Origin of the sequence: Salinicoccus sp. RF5, from assembly GCF_020786625.1 — a bacterium.
Taxonomy (GTDB): Bacteria; Bacillota; Bacilli; order Staphylococcales; family Salinicoccaceae; genus Salinicoccus.
In genome coordinates, this window is the sequence record NZ_JAJGRC010000004.1 from 280,160 (window position 1) to 303,328 (window position 23,169).

A 23,169-nucleotide genomic window follows, 5' to 3' on the forward strand; every position below is an offset into this window, starting at 1 on the left:
AGAAAAAGCAAAAAATAAGCCTGATCCATTTATTTGGATCAGGCTTATTTCTATTCTGCGAGCAGGACCGTTTCCTCATCCCGTGAATGGATTTCATCCACGATGATGATGGAAACGGAATAGTCGATGAGTTTCTGGAAATCGACTTCGTCCTTCGCCAGTTCTTCCTTCATGCGTTCGATCATGATGCGCATCAGGTCATGGTCGCGTGTCAGATGCTGCACCTTATCATGGAGGTCCGGGTTCTTGTTGACTGCCTCCTCATATAGGCCGTTGTCTTCTTCTTCACTGTCTGCATGGGTCAGTATACGCTGCTCGACATATTCGATGAACGACTGCATCTCCTCAGTAAGTTCCTTGTGCTCGAGTTTATTCAATAGGATTTTCATATCGGCGACGTGGTCTTCTGCACCTCCCAGGCTTGCGTCATGGATTGCTCTATGTGCATGCAGTTGTCTGAGTGCCGGTCCTGCCATACAATCACTTCCTTACAGATTATTTGCTATTGGTCTTTCGGTGTGGGATTGGTGGCCCACATCTGGCTTGTCTTGATGAAGGTCCTCGGATTCAGTTTGAGCTGGCTGACGATGATGTCCGCCATATCCTCCGCGTGGGTCATCGTTTCTTCCTTCAGCCCCGTCTCTCCGATCAGGTCCGTGAGGACTGCGGACGGCGTCAGGTAGGAGACCCGGATGTTATGCTGGCGCATTTCCTGCATGACGCCTTCAGTCATGCCGATGACAGCGAACTTAGTGGCGGAATAGAGGGAGCTGCCCTTCGTTCCTTTCAGTCCCGACATGGAGGATATGTTGATGACGTCCCCCTGGCCCTGCTGCTTCATCATCGGCAGGATGCCATGCATCATATGATAGATGCCGAACACGTTCACATCCATCATTTTGCGGAGGTCCTCTTCAGAACTGTCGAGGAAAGTAGTGTGATTCATGATGCCTGCATTGTTGATCAGAATGTCGATGCGTCCGAACGCGTCATCGACTTCGTCCAGCATGCGGTCCACATCTTCCTTGTTCGACACATCCCCGTTCAGGGCGACGACCTGGACATCATGGTTCTGGAGCTCGCCGACAGCGTCTTTCAGTGTGTCCGGATTGCGTCCGATCACGGCAATGTTTACACCTTCCTCGGCGAGCGCGTGGGCGGTGGCAAGGCCGATGCCTCGTGTGCCCCCTGTGATTACAGCATATTTCCCTTTGATTTCCTGCATAGATGGATTCTCCTTATCAACAGTTTTATGTTTTCATTGTATCAAAGACATGGGAAGCAGGCACTCATGAGGCTTTTCATGTGATAAAATCACTGTATAATGAAAGAAAAGGCTTACATGCTAAAGATACTGGGAGGTATTATATGAATCAATGGCTGGAAAAGGCGCGCCGTAAGGATGAACGGGATGCACTGGCAAAGTACAAGGAGGAATTCTATCTGGGGGATGCTGTCTACTATATGGATGGGAATTCACTCGGATTGATGAGCAGGCGTTCGGAGCAGAGCATGCTTGATGTGATGGCGGACTGGAAGAATCACGGGATTGACGGCTGGACCCGAGGGGAGCGGCCATGGTTCTACATGAGTGAAAGGATCGGGGCGATGATGGCGGACCTTGTTGGAGCTGAAAGCCAGGAGGTTCTGGCAACCAGTTCCACGACGATGAATATCCATCAGACCATCCGGACCCTCTATCGTCCGACGGATGAACGGTATAGAATATTGGTCGACGACCTGAACTTTCCATCTGACATCTACGCGGTGCAGTCGATACTTGAAGACTACGGATACGGGGATGGCATGGTGAAGGTACCTTCTGACGATGGGCATCTGCTGGCCACCGACCGGATCATCGATATGATGGACGAGAGCATCGCATTGATACTGCTGCCCTCTGTACTCTACCGCAGCGGTCAAGTATTGGAGATGGAAAAGCTGACACGGAAAGCACATGAAAAAGGGATCGTCATCGGGTTCGACCTCTGCCACTCCATCGGTTCCGTCCCGCACCAGCTGAAAGCATGGGATGTGGATTTCGCTGTATGGTGTACATATAAGCATCTGAATGGCGGACCCGGGTCTGTGGCCGGGCTGTACGTGAATGAGAAACATCACCACCATCCGGTAAGCCTGAAGGGATGGTTCGGCAACAACAAGGAGACACAATTTGACATGAAGCACACTTTCGACCAGGCCACAGACATCAGCCAATACCAGGTAGGCACGCCGCATATATTTTCCATGGCGCCGCTTCTCGGTGCACTGGAAATGTTCGACGAAGCCGGAATCGAAAATATACGACAAAAGTCCCTCGAACTGACGGATTTCATGATCGGAATGATTGAAGACGTCCTCAAGGATCATGATATCGACATCGTTACGCCAAAGAGTCATGACGCCCGGGGCGGACACATACTGATCGGCCACCCGCAGGCAGCGGGCATCAATGCGGCACTGAAGTCGAAGGGTGTGATTCCCGATTTCAGGGCACCAAGCTACGTGAGGATTGCGCCGGTTGCGCTATACAATTCATTTGAAGATGTCCATCATACCGTGATGATCCTGAAGGAGATCATGGATGACCGGCTGTACGAACAATTTGATAACAAACGGGGGGTGATTGCATGATGTGGCAGGACATTACACAGACGCTCGATGACAGGATCGCCCATTGGCCCGAGGATACGCCGTTCAGTTACGCACGCACGGTGACGAAGGCGGAGAGCGGGTCAGTCAATATAGGAAAGATTGAGGCGAGCACCCACATCGGGACCCACATTGATGCACCGTTCCATTTTGATGATGCAGGTGCGACGGTCGAGGCGCTGGATATCAACCGTTATATCGGCGGGGCAACCGTAATTGAAGTGGGCGAAGGGGAGGCCATCACCTTGGAGGCCATTGAACCCTACAGGATTGAAGGGACCACGCTGCTGCTCAAAACGAAACAGCAGACGGAGCGTACTGTCTTTCCCGAATCGATTCCGGTCCTTGAGAAGCGGGCGGTCGAGTACATGGCTTCCTGTGGCATCAAGCTCTTTGGCATTGACGTCACTTCGGTTGACGCAATCGATTCGAAGACGCTGGATATCCACCATCTGTTGTATGAACGGGATATCATGATTCTGGAGAATGCAGTATTGGATGAGATAGAGCCGGGGTATTATGACTTTGTGGCACTGCCATTGAAGATCCAGGGCGCCGATGGGTCACCTGTACGTGCAGCACTGCGGTATAGAGGGGGTTTCGGCGATGAGTGACTATCAGGACCATACAATCAATGGGGAAGATGTAAAGACGGATTTCCTGAAGGATATGACATACAGCGAATATCTGAGCCTCGACCGCATTCTATTTTCACAGAATACGATGACTGAACAGCATGATGAGACGCTTTTCATCATCATCCACCAGGTATCGGAACTATGGATGAAGCTGATCATCCATGAAATAAACTCCGCAATATCCGATATTCAGGACGACGACTTCAGGATGGCATTCAAAAAGCTGGCACGGGTGACGAACATCCAGAGGCAGATCATTTCAGCGTGGGATGTCCTCTCCACCATGACGCCGAGCGACTACCTGAAATTCCGCGACAGCCTTGGCAACGCATCAGGTTTCCAGTCGTACCAGAACCGCATGATGGAGTTCAGTCTCGGCTATAAGACGACACACGCCCTGAAGATATATGAGAAGGATTCGATCGTCCATGATATGCTGAAGGCACAGCTCAACAAACCGAGCATCTATGATGAGGCCATCCGGGCTGTCGCCAGGGCCGGCTTCGTGATAGACGAGGAAGTGCTTGAGCGTGATGTGACGGAGTCCTATGTGCCGAACGCGTCGGTCAAGGAGGCGTTCAAGCAGATCTACCTGAACACCGATGAATATTTCGAGCTCTATGAGATGTTGGAGAAACTTGTGGATGTGGAAGATCTGTACAGCCAGTGGCGGTTCAGGCACATGAAGACGGTCGAACGCATCATCGGCTTCAAAAAGGGGACTGGAGGCAGCTCCGGTGTCAATTACCTGAAGCGTGTGATTGATGATTATTTCTTCAAGGAACTATGGGAACTGAGATCGGAACTATAGGGGGGAATGATAATATGCGGGATTACGGACAGACCAATATTTTTGATGATGTGATCCGGGAGGATGAGACTTTCGTCATCGTCGTCCAGGAAGTGACCGAGCACAACGGCCAGCTCCAGAAGCGGGTCCTGAGGGAATATCCGAGCCTGAAGATGGATGGGATGAAGAGTCTCTTCAGCCATCTGAAGGACGTATATATGGAGGAGCCTTTCTCCGAGCAGGGAAAATATTTCGATATCACGGTCTATACGAATGAGGACTACGCAGGGGATAACATATACGCCCATACAAAAAGGTATCGGAACAGCAAGGAATGGACGACGACATCCAAATGAAGCACCCCGGAAAGCGGGTGCTTTTTTTAATGAGTCAATAATTTTTAATATTTAATTTATTGCAAGCGTTTTTATGTTACAATAATCAGTAAGTAAAGAAGAAATTTACAAAGGGGAGTAGGGTATGAAAAAATTTTCATGGTTACTGGTACTGACGCTTACGTTGTCCTTTGTCCTTGCAGCATGCGGTGGAGATAGCGGCGGTGATGGCGGAGAAGAGACGACTGAAGACGAAACGACTGAGGAAGGTGAATCTTCCGGCGATGGTGCTTCCGGTGAAGACTGGGTTGAAAACATTACCATTCTGACAGGTGGAGAAGCAGGGGTGTACTTCCCACTGGGTGTAGCAATGGCGGATATCATTGACTCCGAATTGGAGGATGTTTCTGCAACAGGTGTATCTTCCGGTGCTTCCGTATCCAATGCGGAACAACTCAACAACGGGGAAGCTCAGCTTGCACTCGTGCAGAATGACATCGCCTATTATGGTGCAGAAGGTACGAACATGTTCGAAGAGCCACTTGAGAATTACAGCGGTGTATTCACAATCTATCCGGAAACGATCCAACTGGTGACGCTGGCCGACAACGATATCTCATCAGTTTCCGATCTTGAAGGTATGCGTGTAGCAATCGGGGATGTCGGTTCTGGTACAGAAGCGAACGCCACACAGATTCTTGAAGCCCACGGAGTGAGTGTGGATGATATTGATGCACAGTATCTTGATTTCGCAGATGCTTCAACGAACCTGCAGGATGGTAATGTCGATGCGGCATTCGTAACGGCGGGTACGCCGACAGGGGCCATCCAGGAACTGAGTGCGAGTGCTGATGTGGAGATTGTAAGCTTCGATCAGGAAGCAATCGATTCCCTGATGGACGAATACAACTACTACACTCAACAGGAAATTGATGCTGATGCATATGAGAACTTCGACAGCACAGCAACAACTGTAGCGGTCCAGGCGATGCTCATTGCATCAAACGATATTCCTGAAGACCAGATGTATGAAATGACAAAAGCAATCTTTGAAAACCTCGACGATATGGCAAATGCACATGTCCGTGGTGAAGAACTGACCGTAGACACTGCGGAAGATGGCATGTCCATCGATCTTCACCCTGGTGTCCAAAGATATTATGACGAGCAATAGATAATGGTTGAAAGGTATAGTAAAAAGACATTGCAGCGACGCAATGTCTTTTTATCCCTTATGGGGATTCTGGCAGTGGGTGCCGCCATTCTATTGTACATACTGCGTCCGGAATATTTGTTGGTTTCCGATATGGAGACAGGTGAAGTGCTATATTCCACCACTGTAGAAGAGGGTGAACGGTTCTCTGTAGACTACATACATTCAGTGGAGCGTTCCCCTGTGACTGAGGTGTTTGAAGTCAGGAATACCGATATCTATACGATGGAGAGTCACACAGAATCTTTTGGGGCGGGGATGCCCTACGAGGGTGAGGAAGTTGAAATGAAGGACGGAAAATTCGTCATCAAAAATATCAATAGACGTGTGCATGGCGGAACGCTCAGAGTAAGGCCATCTGCAGTGTTTCCGCACCATGTCCGGATTGGTGGCGAGGAGATAACTATTTCGGACCTACCGTATAAGGGTAGGAATCTGGAGATCGAAGTGGTCCGGACTTACTTTAGGAGGTGAAGATGGTGGAGGATAGGGATCAAAAGAAATTAATACAGGAACTGGAGGGCAGTGACCGGGACCTAGGAAGGAAGACGGCGATGATGGTAAGCGCAATCGGCGTCGCGCTCGCCATGTTCCATATGTATGTTGCAGGTTTCGGTCTGCCAGGCATCGGCTCGCGCACTTTTCTGGTCATCCACCTGATGCTGGGGATGGTGTTGGTGTTCCTGATCTTTCCAATCAAGAAGGGACTCAACCAACGTACGATTCCATGGTACGATCTGTTGCTGGCCATCATTTCATTCGGTATGGGTGTATATCTGATACAAAGGCAGGACGCTCAGGAAATCATGTCTGCCAGACCAACAGAAATCGACTTGCTTATCGGGACGTTGTTCATACTGTTCGTCATTGAAGCTACGAGACGGGTAGTGGGTCTGCCACTCGTCATCATTGCTGTGATATTCATGGGGTATTTCTTCCTCGGCGAATTCATGCCTGGTGATTTCTACCATAACCGTGGGGACTTCTCCCGTTTCGTCTACGAAATCGTCTATCGGAGCAACGGCATATTCGGCACGCCGATCTATGCATCCGCCCAATTCGTTTTCATTTTCATATTATTCGGGGCCATACTGGAGTCGACCGGAGCCGGCAAGATGTTCATCGACCTCGCGATACGCGGTTTCGGAAAATTTAAAGGCGGACCTGCTAAAGCAAGCGTCGTGGCAAGCGGTATGATGGGGAGCATCTCCGGCAGTTCAACTGCGAATGCAGTGACGACGGGTACATTTACCATCCCCCTGATGAAAAAAGTAGGCTTCCCCCCTCATGTTGCGGGTGGTGTCGAAGTTGCCGCCTCCTCAAGTGGACAGTTCCTGCCGCCGGTCATGGGTGCAGCGGCTTTCATCATGGTGGAATTTACAGGCATCCCCTATTATGAAATCATCAAAAGTGCATTCATCCCTGCGCTGCTTGCATATGTGGGGATACTGTTCATGGTGCACTTCGAAGCAAGTAAGCACGGCATTTCCGGTATGGAAAAGTCGGAGATGAAGTCAGCGCGCAAGCTGATCATGACCCAAGGGTACATGCTGGTGCCGATACTGATACTACTCTACTATCTTGTGATCGAGCGGGCCTCAGTCAATGCGTCTGCATTCTATTCCATTCTGGCAATGATAGTCATTGCACTTTTCACCTACCGATTCAAGGAGCGGCTGGGAAGAGCGATTTTATACGCGGCAATCCTGCTTGCGGCGACATTTGCAATGCAATATCTGATTGGATACCTCAACCAGGGCCTTGTAGCGCTGAATGATGTATTCGGAACACGGGTCTTCAACAACCAGACCATCAGGTGGAGGGATTCGATCTTCACGATGGTGCTGGGCGGCATCATCGTCGCCCTGCTGTTTGGGCTTTTCCAGCGCTCCATGAAGCAGGAAAAGGTGAAGTCTGAATATGGTTTTAAAGAGCTGATGGAGGGATTCGATACTGCATCACGGAATGCGCTCAGCATCATCGTCGCCTGTGCGACGGCAGGCATACTGATCGGTGTCATCACAACGAGTGGCCTGTCCACGAAGTTCACACGCATCGTCATCGAGTTTTCCGATACGATCGAAGGCTGGCTGCCGAATTTCATGATTACAGATAATACACAGATATACATTGCATTGGTGCTTACCGTGTTTGCCTGTCTGCTGCTTGGTCTGGGGCTGCCGACGACTGCAACCTATGTCGTGCTGGCCGCAGTCATTGCGCCGGTCCTTACTGACCTTGGCCTGCCGGTCATCGTCGCGCACCTGTTCGTCCTCTACTATGGGGTTCTGGCAGATGATACCCCACCAATCAACCTGCCGGCATACGCCACGGCAGGGATCGCCAATGCAGGGCCGATACGGACTGGAGTCCAGGGCTTCAAGTACGACTCGGCCGCCCTGCTCCTGCCCTTCATGTTCGCAATCAATCCGACCATACTGCTGATCACTGATGCCACTGCTCTTGAAATGACATGGGCAGTCATCACGGCTGCGATCGGCATGGCGACATTTGCCTCATTCATCCAGAACTACATGTTCACCCCCTACAACATCATTGAAAGGGTGGCTGCAGTGGCCACGGCCCTGCTCTTCATCCAGAGTGACTTCGTTACGGACGGCATTGCAATTGGACTGTTTGTATTGCTGGTGCTGTTCCAGCTCTATAAAAGAAGGAAAAACAAACGTGCAACACAGACGGCTTGATGAGAACAGGCGGGAATCAATTTCCCGCCTGTATTTTTGTTGGGGGCAATTACACGATTTGATGAGAAAAGTTTGTCCCCTGATGCAAATATCTTTATAATAGGCATTGTATACTAGCGGTATACTGCGAATATTGTAAATAACACTTGAAGCGGAGGATTTTCAAATGAGAATTATAGTAGCAGGAGGGGACGGCTTCTGTGGATGGCCGACAGCCCTGTATCTTTCCGAGAAGGGCCATGATGTGACCATCGTGGACAGCTTGGTGAGACGTGAGATCGACAACGAATTGCACTCCAATTCCGTAACACCGATCGCTTCTCTCCAGGAGCGTGTGGATAAGTGGAAAGAGCTCACCGGCAAAGAAATCAAAGTTTATGAAGGCGACCTCAACCATTATGATTTCCTGAGTCTTGTATTCAAGAATGAACGACCAGAGGCATTCGTTCATTTTGCTGAACAGCGCTCAGCGCCATACTCCATGATTGACCGCAAGCATGCGGTATATACGCAGCAGAACAACGTACTCGGCAACCTCAATGTCCTTTATGCAATAAAGGAATTCGAGCCGGACTGCCACCTGATCAAACTTGGCACAATGGGTGAATACGGACAGCCGAACATCGATATTGAAGAAGGCTATATCGAGATTGAACATAAAGGAAGGAAAGACACGCTGCCATTCCCTAAACAGCCGGGCTCTTTCTATCACCTTACAAAAGTGCATGATACACATAACATCATGTTCGCGTGCAAAATCTGGGGCATCCGTGCAACAGACCTCAACCAGGGTATCGTCTACGGTCTGAATACCGAAGAAACGAAGAAGGACCCTATCCTTGCGAACCGTCTGGACTATGATGGGGTATTCGGTACGGCACTCAACCGCTTCCTTATCCAGGCAGCAATCGGCCATGATATGACGGTATACGGCTCAGGCGGCCAGACACGTGCCTTCCTGAACATCAAAGATACAGTGCGTTGTGTTGAAATTGCCGCTGAAAATCCTGCAGACCAGGGTGAGTTCAGGGTGTTCAACCAGTTCACTGAATCCTTCTCCGTGCAGGAGCTTGCCGAAAAGACGAAGCAGGCTGCAAAAGACCTTGATATCGAAGCATCTATCAAGAATATAGAAAATCCACGTATTGAAAATGAGGACCACTACTATAATGCGGTCAATACAAACCTGATCGACCTGGGCTTGGAACCTTACCTGCTCACTCAGGATGTGCTCAAGGAAATCCTTCAGGAAGCTCTCGAGCATAAGGACCGCATCATTGTTGACAATGTCCTTCCGAAAGTGACTTGGAAGTAGGGAAAGGGAGAACCGTATGAAGATAGCGATTGTCACAGAAACATTTCTCCCATCGACGGATGGAATTGTGACGAGACTGACAAAAGCAATAGACTACTTTATACGGGAAGGTCACGAAGTCCTGGTCATTGCCCCAGATCTTGGAGTATATGATTATAAAGGTGCGAAAGTGGTCGGCGTAAAGCCGATCACTTTCCCTTTTTACAGATACCGCAAATGGGGCTTCCCTTCCCGGAAAGTATATCGTGAGCTGAAGAAATTCCAGCCGGATGTTGTGCATGCAGTCAATCCGGTGCTGCTTGCAACAAGCGCAGTAAGAGCCGCTCAGAAACTGGACCTGCCCCTGGTCTCCTCCTATCATACACATCTGCCGAAATACCTCGACTACTACAAAGTCTACAAACCGGCAAAACCACTCCTCTGGTGGTACATCAAACGCAACCACAAAAATGCGGACCTCAACCTGGTGACGTCAAAAGCCATCCATGATGAACTGGCTGCACAGGGCATTGAACGGCTGGATATCATCCCGCGTGGTGTAGATGTCATCCACCGCCATCCTGACTACAGGGACGAGGAGATGAGGGAACGGCTGACGGGAGGGAAGCCTTCCAATAAACTGCTGGTGTTCATCGGCAGAATAGCAGTAGAGAAGGAGATCCACAAACTGCTGCCCTTATTGGAAAAGCGTCCTGACATCAGCCTCGCAATCATTGGTGACGGGCCGGCGCGTTCTGATATCGAGAAGCGGTTCAAAGGAACCAATACAGTATTTACAGGTTTCATCCACGGCGAAGAGCTGTCCAAAGCCTTTGCCACCGGTGACGCCTTCATCTTCCCTTCGGTCTCCGAGACACTGGGGCTGGTTATTCTCGAATCGATGGCTTCAGGCCTGCCGGTGATCGGTGCCAAGAGTGGACCGACGAATGAACAGGTGGAACATGGTGTGACCGGCATGCTCTATGAAAATGAAGATCTCGACAGCATGATGGAGGCAGTGGCCGTGCTTGAAGATGAAGAGAAAATCGAGAAGATGAGAAGGAATGCCAGAAACGAAGCGTTGGACTATGCCTGGGATAAAACATCCCAACGCCTGATCGACTTCTATATGGAAGCCCGGGACAGGCACTCTGTAGGCAGCAGAAATATGTAAAGGGAAGGAAGATGGTTATGCGCATGGTAGATATCATCGCCAAAAAGCGTGATGGCGGAGAGTTATCCAAGGAAGAGATAGAACATTTCATTACAGGTTATACGGATGGGGACATTCCGGACTATCAAGTCTCCAGTCTGCTGATGGCGATCTTCTTCAATGATATGACCCAGGAAGAGCGTGCGAACTTGACGATGGCCATGGTGAAATCTGGAGATGAGATCGACCTTTCGGCAATCGAAGGCGTGAAGGTCGACAAGCACTCGACAGGGGGTGTCGGCGATACAACGACGCTCGTACTCGCACCACTCGTTGCAGCACTGGATGTACCGGTAGCAAAGATGAGCGGCCGCGGGCTCGGTCACACCGGGGGGACCATCGATAAGCTGGAAGCAGTTGATGGTTTTCATGTCGAAATCACTGAGCAGGAATTCACGGATATCGTCAATCGCGATAAGGTCGCAGTCATCGGCCAATCCGGAAACTTGACACCGGCGGATAAAAAACTCTATGCACTCAGGGATGTCACGGCAACCGTCAACTCCATACCGCTGATTGCAAGCTCCATCATGAGCAAGAAGATTGCAGCCGGTGCAGATGCCATCGTACTTGATGTAAAGACGGGTGATGGTGCGTTCATGAAGGATGAAGAGGATGCGGTCGAATTGGCGCGTGCGATGGTTTCCATCGGAAACAATGTCGGACGCAATACGATGGCCATCATTTCAAGCATGTCGGAACCCCTCGGCTACGCCATCGGCAATGCTCTGGAAGTGAAGGAGGCCATCGACACGCTCAAAGGTGAGGGGCCGGAAGACCTCACTGCCCTCTGCCTTGAACTCGGGGCACAGATGGCTGTGCTCGGCGGTGCCGCTTCATCGCTTGATGAAGCAAAGGAAAAGCTGCGTGCCGTCATCGATAATGGCGAGGCACTCGAGAAGTTCAAAGTATTCCTTAACAATCAGGGCGGAGACGCCTCTGTCGTTGATGATCTATCCAAACTGCCGCAGGCCAAATACCAGTTCGAGGTGAAGGCTGAAGAGAGCGGCTTCGTCGAGGAAATTGCAGCTGAGGAAATCGGCATTGCCTCTGCCATGCTGGGTGCAGGTCGTCAGACGAAAGAGGATGAAATCGACCTTGCCGTCGGTCTTGTGCTGAAGAAGAAGGTCGGTGACCGTGTAGAGCAGGGCGACACGCTTGCTGTAATCCACAGCAACTCCGAAGACATCAAGGAAGTCGAGCAGAAGATACTCGACAACTATAGAATCGGCAATAAGGAAAATAAAATCGAACTGATCAAACAGGTCATTACAGAATAGGAAAAGGCTCCCGGGGGGAGCCTTTTTCATGTGTCCCCGTTTATTTTTACAGCATTGCTGATTTGCATTATAATGGAGGAAAAGATTTGTGGAGGCCGAAAATGATTACAGACTGGATACCCCAATATGAACTGCTGGAGAAGAGTTACCAGGAGAAGCTTGACGCACAATATCAGACACTCGACACCGACGAGATTAAGGCAGTTTACGAAAATGTCTACCTGAACCCGAAACATGTGGATATGTCATCGATCAAAGAAGTGCCCTTCGTGACACCAGCGGAGCTGGAAAGGGACATGCTTGAGGATATGGCATATCAGGCGATGGCCGAAGGGCAGGTGGCTGTTCTCCTGATGGCCGGAGGACAGGGGACACGCCTTGAGCATCAAGGACCGAAGGGAACCTTTTCCTTTGAAGGGCGCTCCCTTTTTGAACTTCAGGCAGCCCAACTTCAGGCATTTGAAGAAAAGGTGAAGACGCCACTGCAGTGGTATATCATGACGAGCGATATAAATCATGAAGAGACGCTCAAATTTTTTGAGGATCACGACCACTTTGGACTGGCGCCTGAAAATATCCACTTCTTCAGGCAGGAGCACTTCCCGGCCCTGTCCAAGGAGGGGGAGCTGCTGATCGATGAAAGCAAGGACATCATGCTGACGCCGAATGGCAACGGCGGAATATTCGGTGCACTGAAGCACAGCGGTATGCTCGATGATATGAAATCGAGGGGGATCGCCCATGTGTTCATGAACAATGTGGATAATGTTGTAGTGAAGGTGGCGGACCCACTGCTGGTCGGTCTTCATATCCAAAATGATAATGAAGTGACATCGAAATCCATCACCCCAAAGCCGGGTGAGAGTGTGGGACGGTTGTGCCTGGTCGATGGGGAGAAGAGTGTGGTCGAGTATACCGAACTTCCTGAGGGGGAGGGGGATGCCTTCAAGAATGGGAACATCGGCATCCATGTGTTCAGTACCGGCTTCCTCGAGAAGGCAGCAGATGTCAGGATGCCCTATCATCTGGCCCTGAAGAAGTTGGAACATATGAATAAAACCCTCAGGGTTGTAAAAGAGGAAGGACTCAAGTTCGAGAAATTCTATTTTGATGCTTTCCGTCATGCAAAGACGCATATGACCCTCCAGGTGGACCGCAAAGGGGAGTTTTCTCCGCTCAAGAACAAAATGGGCAAGGACAGCGTCGAAACTGCCTATAGAGATCTTACGGATGAAGGGCTGATATGATGTTCGTCCGCCAGAAGGAGCCTCCCAAGAACCTGTATTGGAAGAAGCAGGGGATGGGCGAGAAGCTCGGCGGCTCCCTGAAACATATCGTCCCCCTGTCCTTCGGAGAGGAAGTGGGGAACAGTGTGAGTCATGGCGTAGCAGCACTCATCTTCATCGGACTGCTGCCGTTCACCTCGGTTTATATGTATGTGCAGGGAGGCACCATGCATGCGGTGGGGGGATCGGTATATGTCATCAGCATCCTGCTCATGTTCCTCACATCGACGCTCTACCATTCGATGGCGCACAATACCCAGCATAAGTACATCATGCGCCTTCTGGACCACAGTCTGATCTATGTCGCCATTGCGGGGACATACACACCCATTGCCCTGTCGGTCATCGGCGGCACATGGGGGGTGGTTACGCTCATCGTCCAGTGGGCAGCCGCTGTCTTCGGGATATTGTATAAAGTACTCAGCCCGAAGGTGAACAGCAAGGTGAGTCTCGGATTCTACCTGGTCATGGGATGGATGGCGGTCATCTTCTTCCCGCATATCTTCAACAATACCAACTGGATGTTCCTGCTCATGCTGGTGCTGGGCGGAGTGAGCTACACCGTCGGTGCATGGTTCTATGCCCAGAAGACGCGGAAGTACTTTCATATGATATGGCATTTCTTCATCGTTGCAGCGAGCTTCCTGCACTACGTGGGCATAGTGTTCTATATCCATTGATGAATAGATATTCGTTTTTGATTTTTTTATTCAGTTTGTTATGATAGGTACTGTTGTTAAAATCAAAATTGGAGTTGATTCGATGAAAATTGTCTTTTACGGTGCGGGAAACATGGCAAGTGCCATATTCATTGGCATGATAGAGAATAACGTTGTGAAACCGGATCAGATCTACCTGACGAGCAGAAGCCAGAAGGAAAAGATCATGTTCTTCAAGGAGAACCTGGGTGTCAACGTTTCATATGACGATGTAGAACTGCTGGATGATGCAGATTATGTCATCCTGGCAAGCAAGCCGCAGAGCTTTCCGGATGTTGCCAAAAGAATTCGTCCGCATCTTGAGGAAAAGACAAAAATCGTATCGGTTATGGCAGGAACCCAAATCAAGACGATCCGGCGTGAGCTGGGAACTGAAAATCCGATTGCAAGACTGATGCCGAACACAAATGCGATGGTCCAGCATTCGGTGAGCGGAATCACGTATTCCGAAAACTTCCCGGATAAGGATGAACTCGTCGAACTCATGGAAAGCTTCGGTACGACTGTGGTCGTGGAAGAGGGCGTCATGCATAATATCACTGCGGCAACCGGTTCCGGATCAGCCTTCCTGTACTATATATACGAAAAATATGCGGAGAGCCTGATGGCGCTCGGATTCGATGAGGAAGAGGCGCTGTTCCTGACACGCAACCTTGTGATCGGAGCCGGTAAGATGGTAGAGGAGTCCGAATTGCCGTTCAGTCAGCTCAGGAAGAACATCACCTCAAAGAACGGTACGACAGAAGCGGGACTGAATGCACTGGATGGCGAGGGCATCAAGGAGATACTCACTGCGACATTGAATGCTGCAGCAAACCGGAGTGAAGAATTGAGTCAGGATGACGACTAGCATCAGAGTATAAATGTGTAGAAGGGGAATGCTTCATATATGATGTATATGAAGCATTTTTTGTGAGGAGGAGTAAAGTGAAGATACTGTATCATAACGGTATAATCCATACGATGAAAGCAGCAGGGGATACTGTAGAGGCTGTACTCGAAGAGGGCGGCCGTATCCTTGCGACAGGCTCAAAGGCGGAGTTGGCCGGCAGGGAGGACCAGTTGGTGGACCTTGGTGGAAAGACGATGCTTCCCGGCCTTACAGATACCCACCAGCACCTGATCATGCTGGGGAAGAAGCTGAAATCCCTCGCGCTTCATGAAGTGCAGGATATAGAAGAAATGAAGCGTCTGATCAATGATTTTGAGTCGACACATGAATGGAACCTGATACTTGGATATGATGAAAATAATTTCCCGGACCAATACCGTATGTCGCATGACGAACTGGATGCATTGACCGACAAGCCGACATTGGTCACCCGGGTCTGCCAGCATGCCGGCCTAATCAATACTCGCGGGCTGGAGGTGTTGGGACTGGATGGTTCAACAGAGGATCCCGAAGGGGGATACTACGAACGCGATGAAGAGGGAAACCTGACAGGATGGGCCTACGACAAGGCGTTCGAAGCCCTTAGGGCGGCAACAGTCGATGATGACGTGGAGTCGCTGAGTGCGGACATCGAAACGGCAGTGGAGCATCTGTATACCTACGGGATCACGACTGTCCATACGGAGGACATGTCATATTATGGCCCCTACCAATTGCCATATGAAGCGTATATGAAGACACTTGGTCCAGACAGGAAGAAGTTCAGGGTCAATCTCCTCAGGCATGAGGCGGTCTATGACGAAATGATTGAGGATGAACTGTCCTTCAAGGACGACTGGGTCGAAAAAGACGCAATGAAACTATTTATGGACGGTGCGTTCGGAGGCAAAACCGCCCTCGTAAAAGCACCATATGAAGGAACGGATGATCATGGCATCCAGATCCATTCGGTCGAAGCCCTCGAATCACTGGTCAGGAAAGCCCGTGCCAATGGAGATGCGGTGGCGGTCCATGTCATCGGGGATATGGCATGCGAATTGGTGGTCGATGCAATCGAGAAGTATCCCGTCCCGGAAGGCAGGCATGACCGCCTGATCCACTGCAGCCTGCTCAGTGCAGAACTGATCGACAGGATGGCACAGCTCCCCCTCATCTGTGATGTACAGCCGACTTTCCTGACATCCGACATGCCGTGGGTCGAATCCTATCTTGGATCGGAGCGGATGGAGTATCTCTATGCTTTCCGCACCATGCAGACGCACGGTCTTCTGCTTGGAGGCTCCTCCGATGCACCGATAGAAGATGTAGATCCTTTGCTCGGAATCCATACACTGGTGACCCGCAGGGGAGCGTCGGGCGTGTATAATGAAGATGAACGCATCAGTCGATATGACGCGTTCAGGATGTATACACATAATGCTGCAGCAATCATCAACAAGGAAGATAAGGCCGGGCTTATTGCACCCGGTTATTACGCTGACTTCGCAATCTTCGACAAGGATGTCATGACATGTGAAGCGGATGAACTGCTTGAAGCAAAAGTGGAGAAGACAATAATTGACGGCACCACCGTCTACGAATCAAATAATTAGAAGGAGGGATTTGATGGGTTTGAAGATCAGCATTTTTGGTGCAGGGCATGGTGGCATCACGGCTGCTGCAGATATGACTGAAAGAGGACATACGGTCACTCTGTACCAATCACCACAGTCAGACAGGGACTTGAGCAAAATTGAAGAGACGGGGGAAATCAATTTTAATGGCTCCCCAGTCAAGATACACAAATTCACGAGGGAAGTCGCTGAAGCGGTCCATGATCAGGATGTACTCATGCTTGCCATACCATCGACCGCCATCGAACCCGTTGCAGAAAATATTGCGCCCCATCTCGAAGACGGCCAGTACATTCTGATCAACAGCGCAAGTGCAATGTGCAGTATCCGCTTCAAACGTGTACTGCACAATATGAAGGCGGACGTGGACGTCAAAGTGGGAGAAACGATGTCCCTCACCTATGCTTCCCGGTACTTCCCCGAAAAGAATGAGGCGCAGCTCATTGCCTACAACAAACACAATTTGTTTGCAGCCTACCCTTCCCGACATACAGAAGAGATGCTCGAAGTGTTCAACCGGATGTATGATCACCTTAAACCAGCGGAAAATATCCTTGAGACGACACTCAACAACGGCAATCCGGAAAGCCATCCGGGACCATCCATATTGAATGCAGGGCGAATTGATTATGCCGGAGACGAATTCTATCTATATAAGGAAGGCATCACTGAGCATACAGTGAATGTCATCCACCGCATCGACGAGGAACGGCAGGCGATATGCAGGGCGTTGGGCTTTGAGGCCCTTTCGAAATCCGAGAGGAGTGTAAGGAGCGGCTATTTCGAAGATGGAATGAGCCTGCTCGAGCAGTACAACAGCTCCAAAGTGCTGCAGGATATTGTCGGACCGACGAATCTGGAGAACCGTTATGTAACTGAAGATGTATCCAACGGTCTGGTGCTATGGGCCAGTATAGCGGATATGGTGGAAGTTGAAACACCTGTGATGGATGCTGTCATCACATTGACGGGTGTGCTGCTTGGTCGTGACTACTTCAAGCAGGGCGTTACACTGGGCAAGCTGGGCATAGAAAAAACGGATGCTGAACAGCTGAACCAACTCATGAAATACAATCATACACGGGATTAGCAAAAAACCCTCTGACAGATGTCAGAGGGTTTTTCATTAGGAATTCTCTTCCCGTATATCCTTTTGGTAATAATCATCAGACTTGAAGAACTCGCGCTTCAATTCAATAATTTTCGGTGACAACAATATGACCGCTATTATATTTGGAAGTATGACAAAGAACAGGGTCAAGTCCAGGAATGCCCAGAGTACTGTGGCACCGCCTATTGCACCGATGACGATGGATACAACATAGACAGCTTTCATCACCGTGCCTGCCCAGAGTCCGAAAAGATACTCCGCCTGTCTGGCGCCATAGAAGACGACTACTGTAATTGTAGAGAAGACGAAGATGACGAGCGCAAGGGAGACGACCGAGTTGCCTATCGGCCCGAAGGCTTCTCCAAAGGCACGAGCTGTCAGAGCTTCCCTGACGTTGTCTTCATGAGCATCATTATCCTGCCATACTCCTGTCATGATGACGACGAGGGCTGTAATCGTACAGATGATCAGAGTATCTACAATAATCTGGATGACAGCCCAGAAAGCCTGGCGGATCGGGTGGTCGGTCTTGGCTGCCGCATGGGCGATCGGAGAGGTACCCAAACCGGCTTCGTTGCTGTAGATGCCACGGGCAAAGCCCCAGCGTATCGTCTCTGCAAGTACAGCTCCGGCCCCACCACCGAGTGCGGCAGTCGGGTTGAACGCCTCTGTAAAGATGAGTGCAAAGGCATCGGGCACTGCAGTGATGTTCATGAAGATGATGATCATGCCTGCGATGATGTAGAAGCCGGCCATGAAAGGAACGAGGTAGGAAGTGACTTTCCCGATACGCTTGACGCCCCCAAATACGACAATGCCTACTGTAACTGCAATGATAATGCCGGTAATCAGTGGACTGAAATCAAAAGACTCCTCTATAGTGCTGGCAACTGAATTACTTTGCACCATGATGCTCGGAACAAGTTCTATAAGCAGGAAGGTCGCGTACCAGGCGGCAAGGATTTTCCCGACCATCGGCCATTTGATTCCATTCTTCATGTAGTATGTAGGGCCGCCTACATATTCACCTGCTGCATTCTGTTCCCTGTAGTGCACGCCGAGGGCCGTCTCACCGAATTTAAGAGCCATGCCAAATACGGCGATGACCCACATCCAGAAGACCGCACCGGGGCCGCCGAGCATGATGGCTACAGGCACCCCGACGATGTTGGCTGCCCCGATCGTGGATGAGAGGGCGGTGGTCAATGTCTGAAAAGGTGTTATGGTCCCTTTGCCCTTCGTCTTTTTGCCGACTCTTCCAATAGTCTGTCTAAAGATATAGAGCGGATAGACGAACTGGAAGAATTTCAGTCTGAAAGTGAGATAGACGCTTGTGAAGAAAAGCATGATGATGATGGGATAACCCCACAAAAAAGTAGATATTGCTGTAATGGTCTCCATATGATCGCTCCTCTAATACAGGATTTTAAGTCTATTCTTCAGGAAGTGCATAGACACTGACACTCTGGCTGTCGACATAGAATTCACCATAGCCCTCGTCATCGATGGTTACCGTGTCCGGGCGGGTCCCGGTGAAGTCCGTCCATTCCTCACCGGCATGCAATTCGCCGACATACATCTTTTTATAACCTTCCTCCAGGCCATTGGAAATGAGGACGGCACAACCTGAGCCTTCGACGTCTTCTTCACCGAACCGTACCCAGCCGATGGTATCGGGATGGTCGAAGTAGTCTTCCTGCTCCCCGAGAGCCCGGGTATGTCTTGCATGGAGCAGCGGGTCTATCGCGATCGCCATGCCTTCCTTGTCATAATCCCCGTCGATGCCGTAATAGTCTCCATAGAACACGCAAGGATACCCATCCCTTCTGAGGAGGATCAGAGCGTAGGCCGACTGCTTGAACCAATCGGCCACGAAAGATTCTAGTGACTCGCCGGGCTGGGTATCATGGTTGTCGACGAATGTTACGGTATTCCATGGATTCTCCTCGACTAGCGTTCCTTCGAAGATCTGTGTCAGGTCATAGTTTTCCTTTTCATTGGCCGCTTCGAATAGATTGTAGTGGAGTTTCACATCGAAAAGATCGATATCAAACTCGACATCCTTCAGAAATCCTTCCTTGGCCTCGACATCTGGATTCCAGAATTCGCCGAAGAAATATATATCCCGTTCGGCATGCTCCGTTACCGCGTTGATGAATTCTTCTATAAACTTACTGTCGATATGCTTGACTGCGTCCAGCCTGAAACCGTCCACATCGAGTGTATCGGTGAGCCACTTGCCCCATTCGATCATTTCCTCTTTGACGGCCGGGTGGTCATAATCGATGTCCGAAAACATCAGGTAGTCGAAATTACCGTATTCATCATCGACATTGTCGCTCCAGTCCTTATGTTCCCCGACGATTTTGAATACACTTGTACGATCTGCCTTGGCATCGTAGTCCACTCCGACGAAGTGGGTGAAGTCCCACTCGAACTTACTGTATTTCCCATTGCGCCCCGGGAATGTAAAGCGTGTATAACCTTCGATGTCATAGGGTTCAGATATCTCCGTTCCCCGGTCTTCAGGATCCACTTCTATCGCCTGGAATGTCTCCTTCTCATCTCCGCCGGCCTTGTGGTTCATCACAAGGTCGATGTAGACGAGGAGGCCTGCTTCCTTACATGCGGCTATCGCTGCCTCAAGCTGTTCGCGTGTGCCGTATTTCGTCCGGACTGCGCCCTTCTGGTCGAATTCACCCAAATCATAGACATCGTATACCGCGTATCCCTGATTGGACGGGTCGTCTGCCTTGGTCGGAGGCGGGAGCCAGACCGCATCAACCCCCATATCCTTGATTTCTTGGGCACTATCCTTCAGGCGGTCCCAATGGGAACCATCATCCGGCAAGTACCATTCAAAATACTGCATGAGTGTAAAATTCATATCGTTAGCGTCCTTTCTATAGCTGGTATCCAACATATAGCCATTTTGGAATGCAGGTAACCAAAAAACTTCATATGATTAGTCTGAAAATATAAATAATTATAACATACAAAGTATCCGTTTTTCCTCATATAAAATAAAATTGAAATCTTTGGACGCATACACAAAGTGTTTGGCACTTTTCTATTTTATAGATAACCGGATATGTTATCATGATAATATTGAATCTAGGCATAAAAGGAGAATTTAAATGGTCACTAAAGAACAAGTGGAAGAAATAGTTGGGAATATAGATGATCCGATACTTAATGTGCCAATTAAGGAAACGGACGGCATCAGGGAAATCAGCATCAAGGAAGAAAAGAACCACGTGAGCGTCAAAGTCGCAATCGGCCGTCTCGGCGGTCAGGAGCAGCTGGATCTGCAGATGAAAGTCGTCAATCTGCTGAAAGAGGCGGGAGCGGAAACAGTCGGACTGCGTTTTGATGAACTGGATGAAGAGGTGATAGAGAAGCACCGCGGTACTTCAGGCAGCGAAGTGGAAAATCGTTTCAAGGATAACGATACGCAATTCATCGCTGTAGCTTCCGGTAAAGGCGGCGTGGGAAAATCCACCGTTGCGGTCAACCTGGCTGTCGCACTCGCTGAAAAGGGCAAGAAGGTCGGCATCATTGATGCGGATATATATGGCTTCAGTGTGCCGGATATGATGGGCATCACTGAAAAGCCGGGTATTGAAGACAAGACGATTATTCCCGTCGAACGTTTCGGTGTGAAAGTCATCTCCATGGCATTCTTCGTTGAGGAGAATACGCCGGTCATCTGGAGAGGCCCGATGCTCGGCAAGATGATCAGCAGTTTCTTCAATGAAGTGGAATGGGGAGATTTGGATTACCTCCTGCTTGACCTTCCGCCGGGTACAGGCGACGTGGCGTTGGATGTCCATCAGCTGCTGCCGCACAGTAAAGAAATCATCGTAACGACACCGCATCCGACGGCGGCGTTTGTAGCAGCACGGGCAGGTGCGATGGCACAGCATACAGATCATGAGATCATCGGCGTAATCGAAAACATGAGCTACTTCGAGAGTGAATTGACGAATGAGAAAGAGTACGTGTTCGGCAAAGGCGGCGGAGAAAAGCTTGCGCAGGAGCTACAGGCTCCACTGCTCGGCCAGTTGCCACTCGGCCAGCCTGAATGGAATGAGAAGGATTTCGCACCTTCCATCTATACAAAAGAGCATAAGATCGGTGAAATATACAGAAGCATTGCAGATAACGTAATCAAAGAGAGCGAATAGGCGCGGAGGAATCATAGTATGACATCGAAATACCTAGTCAGGTTTTATTTTAGAACGCTTCTTCTTGGCATGGTGGTCACGGCCATCGTCAGTCTGGTCACAGAATACCAGAACGTAACGCGTTATTTGCTGGAGGGCCAGTTAGGTGAGTTCTTCGCCGGTCTGGTCTGGTTCCTCGGCTATGGGCTGCTGATCGCCACAGTCAGTCAGGTCGCTTTCTTCATATATCTATTCCTTCATCCGCTTGGCATGGGGATATTCAAAAAGCTATGGCCCTACGTGCAGCTACTGCTTATCATGTACGCTGTATTCGACATGTTTTATGTCAGATTCTATAGGGTTGGTGTTGAAGCCGGCCAGGTATGGAACTATATATGGATACCGATCCTTGTAATCGTGTCGGGCTTCATCGTGGCCCGCTGGAAGGACCGGGAGTCGCCGGGCACCCAGCTTTTCATTCCGGCACTCTTCTATATGATATTCATGACATCTGTCACGCTGATCCCCTTCATAACCGTAGAAGATACATCATGGATATACAGGTCTGTTTTTACACTGATCATCGGTAACGCTTTCCAGCTGCTGATGCTTCCGAAATACATAGAAGCATCTGAAAAGGAGAAGGCAGAACGGGGCAGGGTCACCAAGGCGGATATCAATGAACAGAAGAGAACTGAAAGGGAACGCGAGCAGATGGCACAGAAAAGCAAGGAAAAGTCCCAGGTCAAAAAAAGAAATGCATTGAATTATAAAAACAGCACAAGACAGAAAGACCGTCATGGCAAGTGATTAGAGGCAGTGTAGCGCACTGCCTCTTTAATATTGTGTAACACTACATCTTTAAAATGGGGAGAAGCGTTGACACCTGGCTCCTCTGCTTGGTATGATATGAAAGTCGCTGAAACAGAGACGACAAAAACAAGTGCTGACCGGCAGATCACTTTCAAAAGAAATTAAAAAAGTGGTTGCAAGAGAGACGCCGACATGGTACGATAGAGAAGTCGCTGAAAACGGCGGAGAAACACAAAAGAGCGAACGAAGCAGCCGAAAAGAAATTGAAAAAGTGGTTGCAAATATCTTGCTCAAATGCTACAATAATTAAGCAGTCAAAAACAGAGAACATTGAAAACTGAATGACAATATGTCAACGTTAATTCCGATAAAACGAATGCTACGGCATTCACTTGGGCGACAAGTAAAACCGCAACGGAGTCAGAGAACTTCCAATTATGGAGAGTTTG

General features: G+C 49.7%; 22 protein-coding genes. 18 read left to right on the plus strand and 4 right to left on the minus strand.

Translation table 11 applies throughout. The features are described from left to right. Nucleotides 1-50 precede the first annotated feature (50 nt). Both LLU09_RS12355 and LLU09_RS12360 read right to left on the minus strand, forming a co-directional pair. Nucleotides 51-476, minus strand: a complete 426-nt coding sequence (locus LLU09_RS12355) for a hypothetical protein (RefSeq protein ID WP_228311990.1) — start codon at nucleotides 474-476, stop codon at nucleotides 51-53. A 26-nt stretch (nucleotides 477-502) separates the two neighbouring features. Then, nucleotides 503-1,225, minus strand: a complete 723-nt coding sequence (locus LLU09_RS12360; RefSeq protein ID WP_228311992.1) for an SDR family NAD(P)-dependent oxidoreductase — start codon at nucleotides 1,223-1,225, stop codon at nucleotides 503-505. Between the two features lie 143 nt (nucleotides 1,226-1,368). On the opposite strand from LLU09_RS12360, the gene kynU reads away from it, so the two are divergent. The 15 genes from kynU (at nucleotide 1,369) to LLU09_RS12435 (ending at nucleotide 17,720) form a co-directional block, all read left to right on the plus strand. Next, complete coding sequence (gene kynU, locus LLU09_RS12365) at nucleotides 1,369-2,634, plus strand: kynureninase (RefSeq protein WP_228311994.1); 1,266 nt, start codon at nucleotides 1,369-1,371, stop codon at nucleotides 2,632-2,634. Then, nucleotides 2,631-3,266 carry a cyclase family protein gene (locus tag LLU09_RS12370; protein WP_228311995.1) on the plus strand — a complete coding sequence of 212 codons (636 nt, stop codon included), beginning with the start codon at nucleotides 2,631-2,633 and terminating at the stop codon, nucleotides 3,264-3,266. The genes kynU and LLU09_RS12370 overlap by 4 nt, the downstream gene beginning before the upstream one ends. Beyond that, nucleotides 3,259-4,101, plus strand: coding sequence for a tryptophan 2,3-dioxygenase (locus LLU09_RS12375; protein ID WP_228311996.1), 843 nt, complete (start codon nucleotides 3,259-3,261; stop codon nucleotides 4,099-4,101). Before LLU09_RS12370 ends, LLU09_RS12375 begins: the two co-directional genes overlap by 8 nt. Nucleotides 4,102-4,115: 14 nt before the next feature. Then, nucleotides 4,116-4,436: a hypothetical protein gene (locus tag LLU09_RS12380; RefSeq protein ID WP_228311997.1), complete on the plus strand. Its 321-nt coding sequence runs from the start codon at nucleotides 4,116-4,118 to the stop codon at nucleotides 4,434-4,436. Nucleotides 4,437-4,560: 124 nt separating this feature from the next. After that, nucleotides 4,561-5,589, plus strand: a complete 1,029-nt coding sequence (locus tag LLU09_RS12385) for a TAXI family TRAP transporter solute-binding subunit (protein WP_228311999.1) — start codon at nucleotides 4,561-4,563, stop codon at nucleotides 5,587-5,589. 60 nt (nucleotides 5,590-5,649) lie between these two features. Continuing rightward, entirely contained in the window at nucleotides 5,650-6,102 is a 453-nt protein-coding gene (locus tag LLU09_RS12390) for a DUF1850 domain-containing protein (RefSeq protein ID WP_228312001.1), read from the plus strand. 5 nt (nucleotides 6,103-6,107) lie between these two features. Further along, a complete protein-coding gene (locus LLU09_RS12395; protein WP_228312002.1) occupies nucleotides 6,108-8,333 on the plus strand; it encodes a TRAP transporter permease in 2,226 nt (741 codons plus the stop codon). Between the two features lie 166 nt (nucleotides 8,334-8,499). Further along, entirely contained in the window at nucleotides 8,500-9,648 is a 1,149-nt protein-coding gene (locus LLU09_RS12400; protein WP_228312004.1) for an NAD-dependent epimerase/dehydratase family protein, read from the plus strand. Nucleotides 9,649-9,664: 16 nt separating this feature from the next. After that, entirely contained in the window at nucleotides 9,665-10,801 is a 1,137-nt protein-coding gene (locus LLU09_RS12405) for a glycosyltransferase family 4 protein (RefSeq protein ID WP_228312005.1), read from the plus strand. A gap of 17 nt (nucleotides 10,802-10,818) precedes the next feature. Next, a complete protein-coding gene (locus tag LLU09_RS12410) occupies nucleotides 10,819-12,120 on the plus strand; it encodes a pyrimidine-nucleoside phosphorylase (RefSeq protein WP_228312007.1) in 1,302 nt (433 codons plus the stop codon). Between the two features lie 101 nt (nucleotides 12,121-12,221). After that, complete coding sequence (locus LLU09_RS12415) at nucleotides 12,222-13,367, plus strand: UTP--glucose-1-phosphate uridylyltransferase (protein ID WP_228312009.1); 1,146 nt, start codon at nucleotides 12,222-12,224, stop codon at nucleotides 13,365-13,367. Between the two features lie 53 nt (nucleotides 13,368-13,420). Then, nucleotides 13,421-14,086 carry a PAQR family membrane homeostasis protein TrhA gene (gene trhA / locus LLU09_RS12420; protein WP_228312041.1) on the plus strand — a complete coding sequence of 222 codons (666 nt, stop codon included), beginning with the start codon at nucleotides 13,421-13,423 and terminating at the stop codon, nucleotides 14,084-14,086. An 82-nt stretch (nucleotides 14,087-14,168) separates the two neighbouring features. Further along, nucleotides 14,169-14,975: a pyrroline-5-carboxylate reductase gene (gene proC, locus LLU09_RS12425; RefSeq protein WP_228312011.1), complete on the plus strand. Its 807-nt coding sequence runs from the start codon at nucleotides 14,169-14,171 to the stop codon at nucleotides 14,973-14,975. 77 nt (nucleotides 14,976-15,052) lie between these two features. Beyond that, a complete protein-coding gene (locus LLU09_RS12430; protein ID WP_228312013.1) occupies nucleotides 15,053-16,609 on the plus strand; it encodes an amidohydrolase in 1,557 nt (518 codons plus the stop codon). A 13-nt stretch (nucleotides 16,610-16,622) separates the two neighbouring features. Continuing rightward, the gene (locus tag LLU09_RS12435; protein ID WP_228312014.1) at nucleotides 16,623-17,720 is read left to right on the plus strand and encodes an NAD/NADP-dependent octopine/nopaline dehydrogenase family protein; all 1,098 of its coding nucleotides are present in this window, start codon (nucleotides 16,623-16,625) and stop codon (nucleotides 17,718-17,720) included. A gap of 36 nt (nucleotides 17,721-17,756) precedes the next feature. On the opposite strand, the gene LLU09_RS12440 is transcribed toward LLU09_RS12435, so the two are convergent. Both LLU09_RS12440 and LLU09_RS12445 read right to left on the minus strand, forming a co-directional pair. After that, a complete protein-coding gene (locus tag LLU09_RS12440) occupies nucleotides 17,757-19,142 on the minus strand; it encodes an alanine/glycine:cation symporter family protein (RefSeq protein WP_228312015.1) in 1,386 nt (461 codons plus the stop codon). A 31-nt stretch (nucleotides 19,143-19,173) separates the two neighbouring features. Beyond that, complete coding sequence (locus tag LLU09_RS12445) at nucleotides 19,174-20,628, minus strand: alpha-amylase (protein ID WP_228312016.1); 1,455 nt, start codon at nucleotides 20,626-20,628, stop codon at nucleotides 19,174-19,176. Between the two features lie 250 nt (nucleotides 20,629-20,878). Here LLU09_RS12445 and LLU09_RS12450 point away from each other — a divergent pair, with 250 nt between their 5' ends. The 3 genes from LLU09_RS12450 (at nucleotide 20,879) to LLU09_RS12460 (ending at nucleotide 23,030) form a co-directional block, all read left to right on the plus strand. Beyond that, entirely contained in the window at nucleotides 20,879-21,928 is a 1,050-nt protein-coding gene (locus LLU09_RS12450) for an Mrp/NBP35 family ATP-binding protein (protein WP_228312017.1), read from the plus strand. Nucleotides 21,929-21,946: 18 nt separating this feature from the next. Beyond that, nucleotides 21,947-22,717 (plus strand): KinB-signaling pathway activation protein, encoded by a 771-nt coding sequence (locus LLU09_RS12455; RefSeq protein ID WP_228312018.1) that lies wholly within the window; start codon nucleotides 21,947-21,949, stop codon nucleotides 22,715-22,717. Nucleotides 22,718-22,850: 133 nt separating this feature from the next. Further along, nucleotides 22,851-23,030 carry a hypothetical protein gene (locus LLU09_RS12460; protein WP_228312019.1) on the plus strand — a complete coding sequence of 60 codons (180 nt, stop codon included), beginning with the start codon at nucleotides 22,851-22,853 and terminating at the stop codon, nucleotides 23,028-23,030. Nucleotides 23,031-23,169 lie beyond the last annotated feature (139 nt).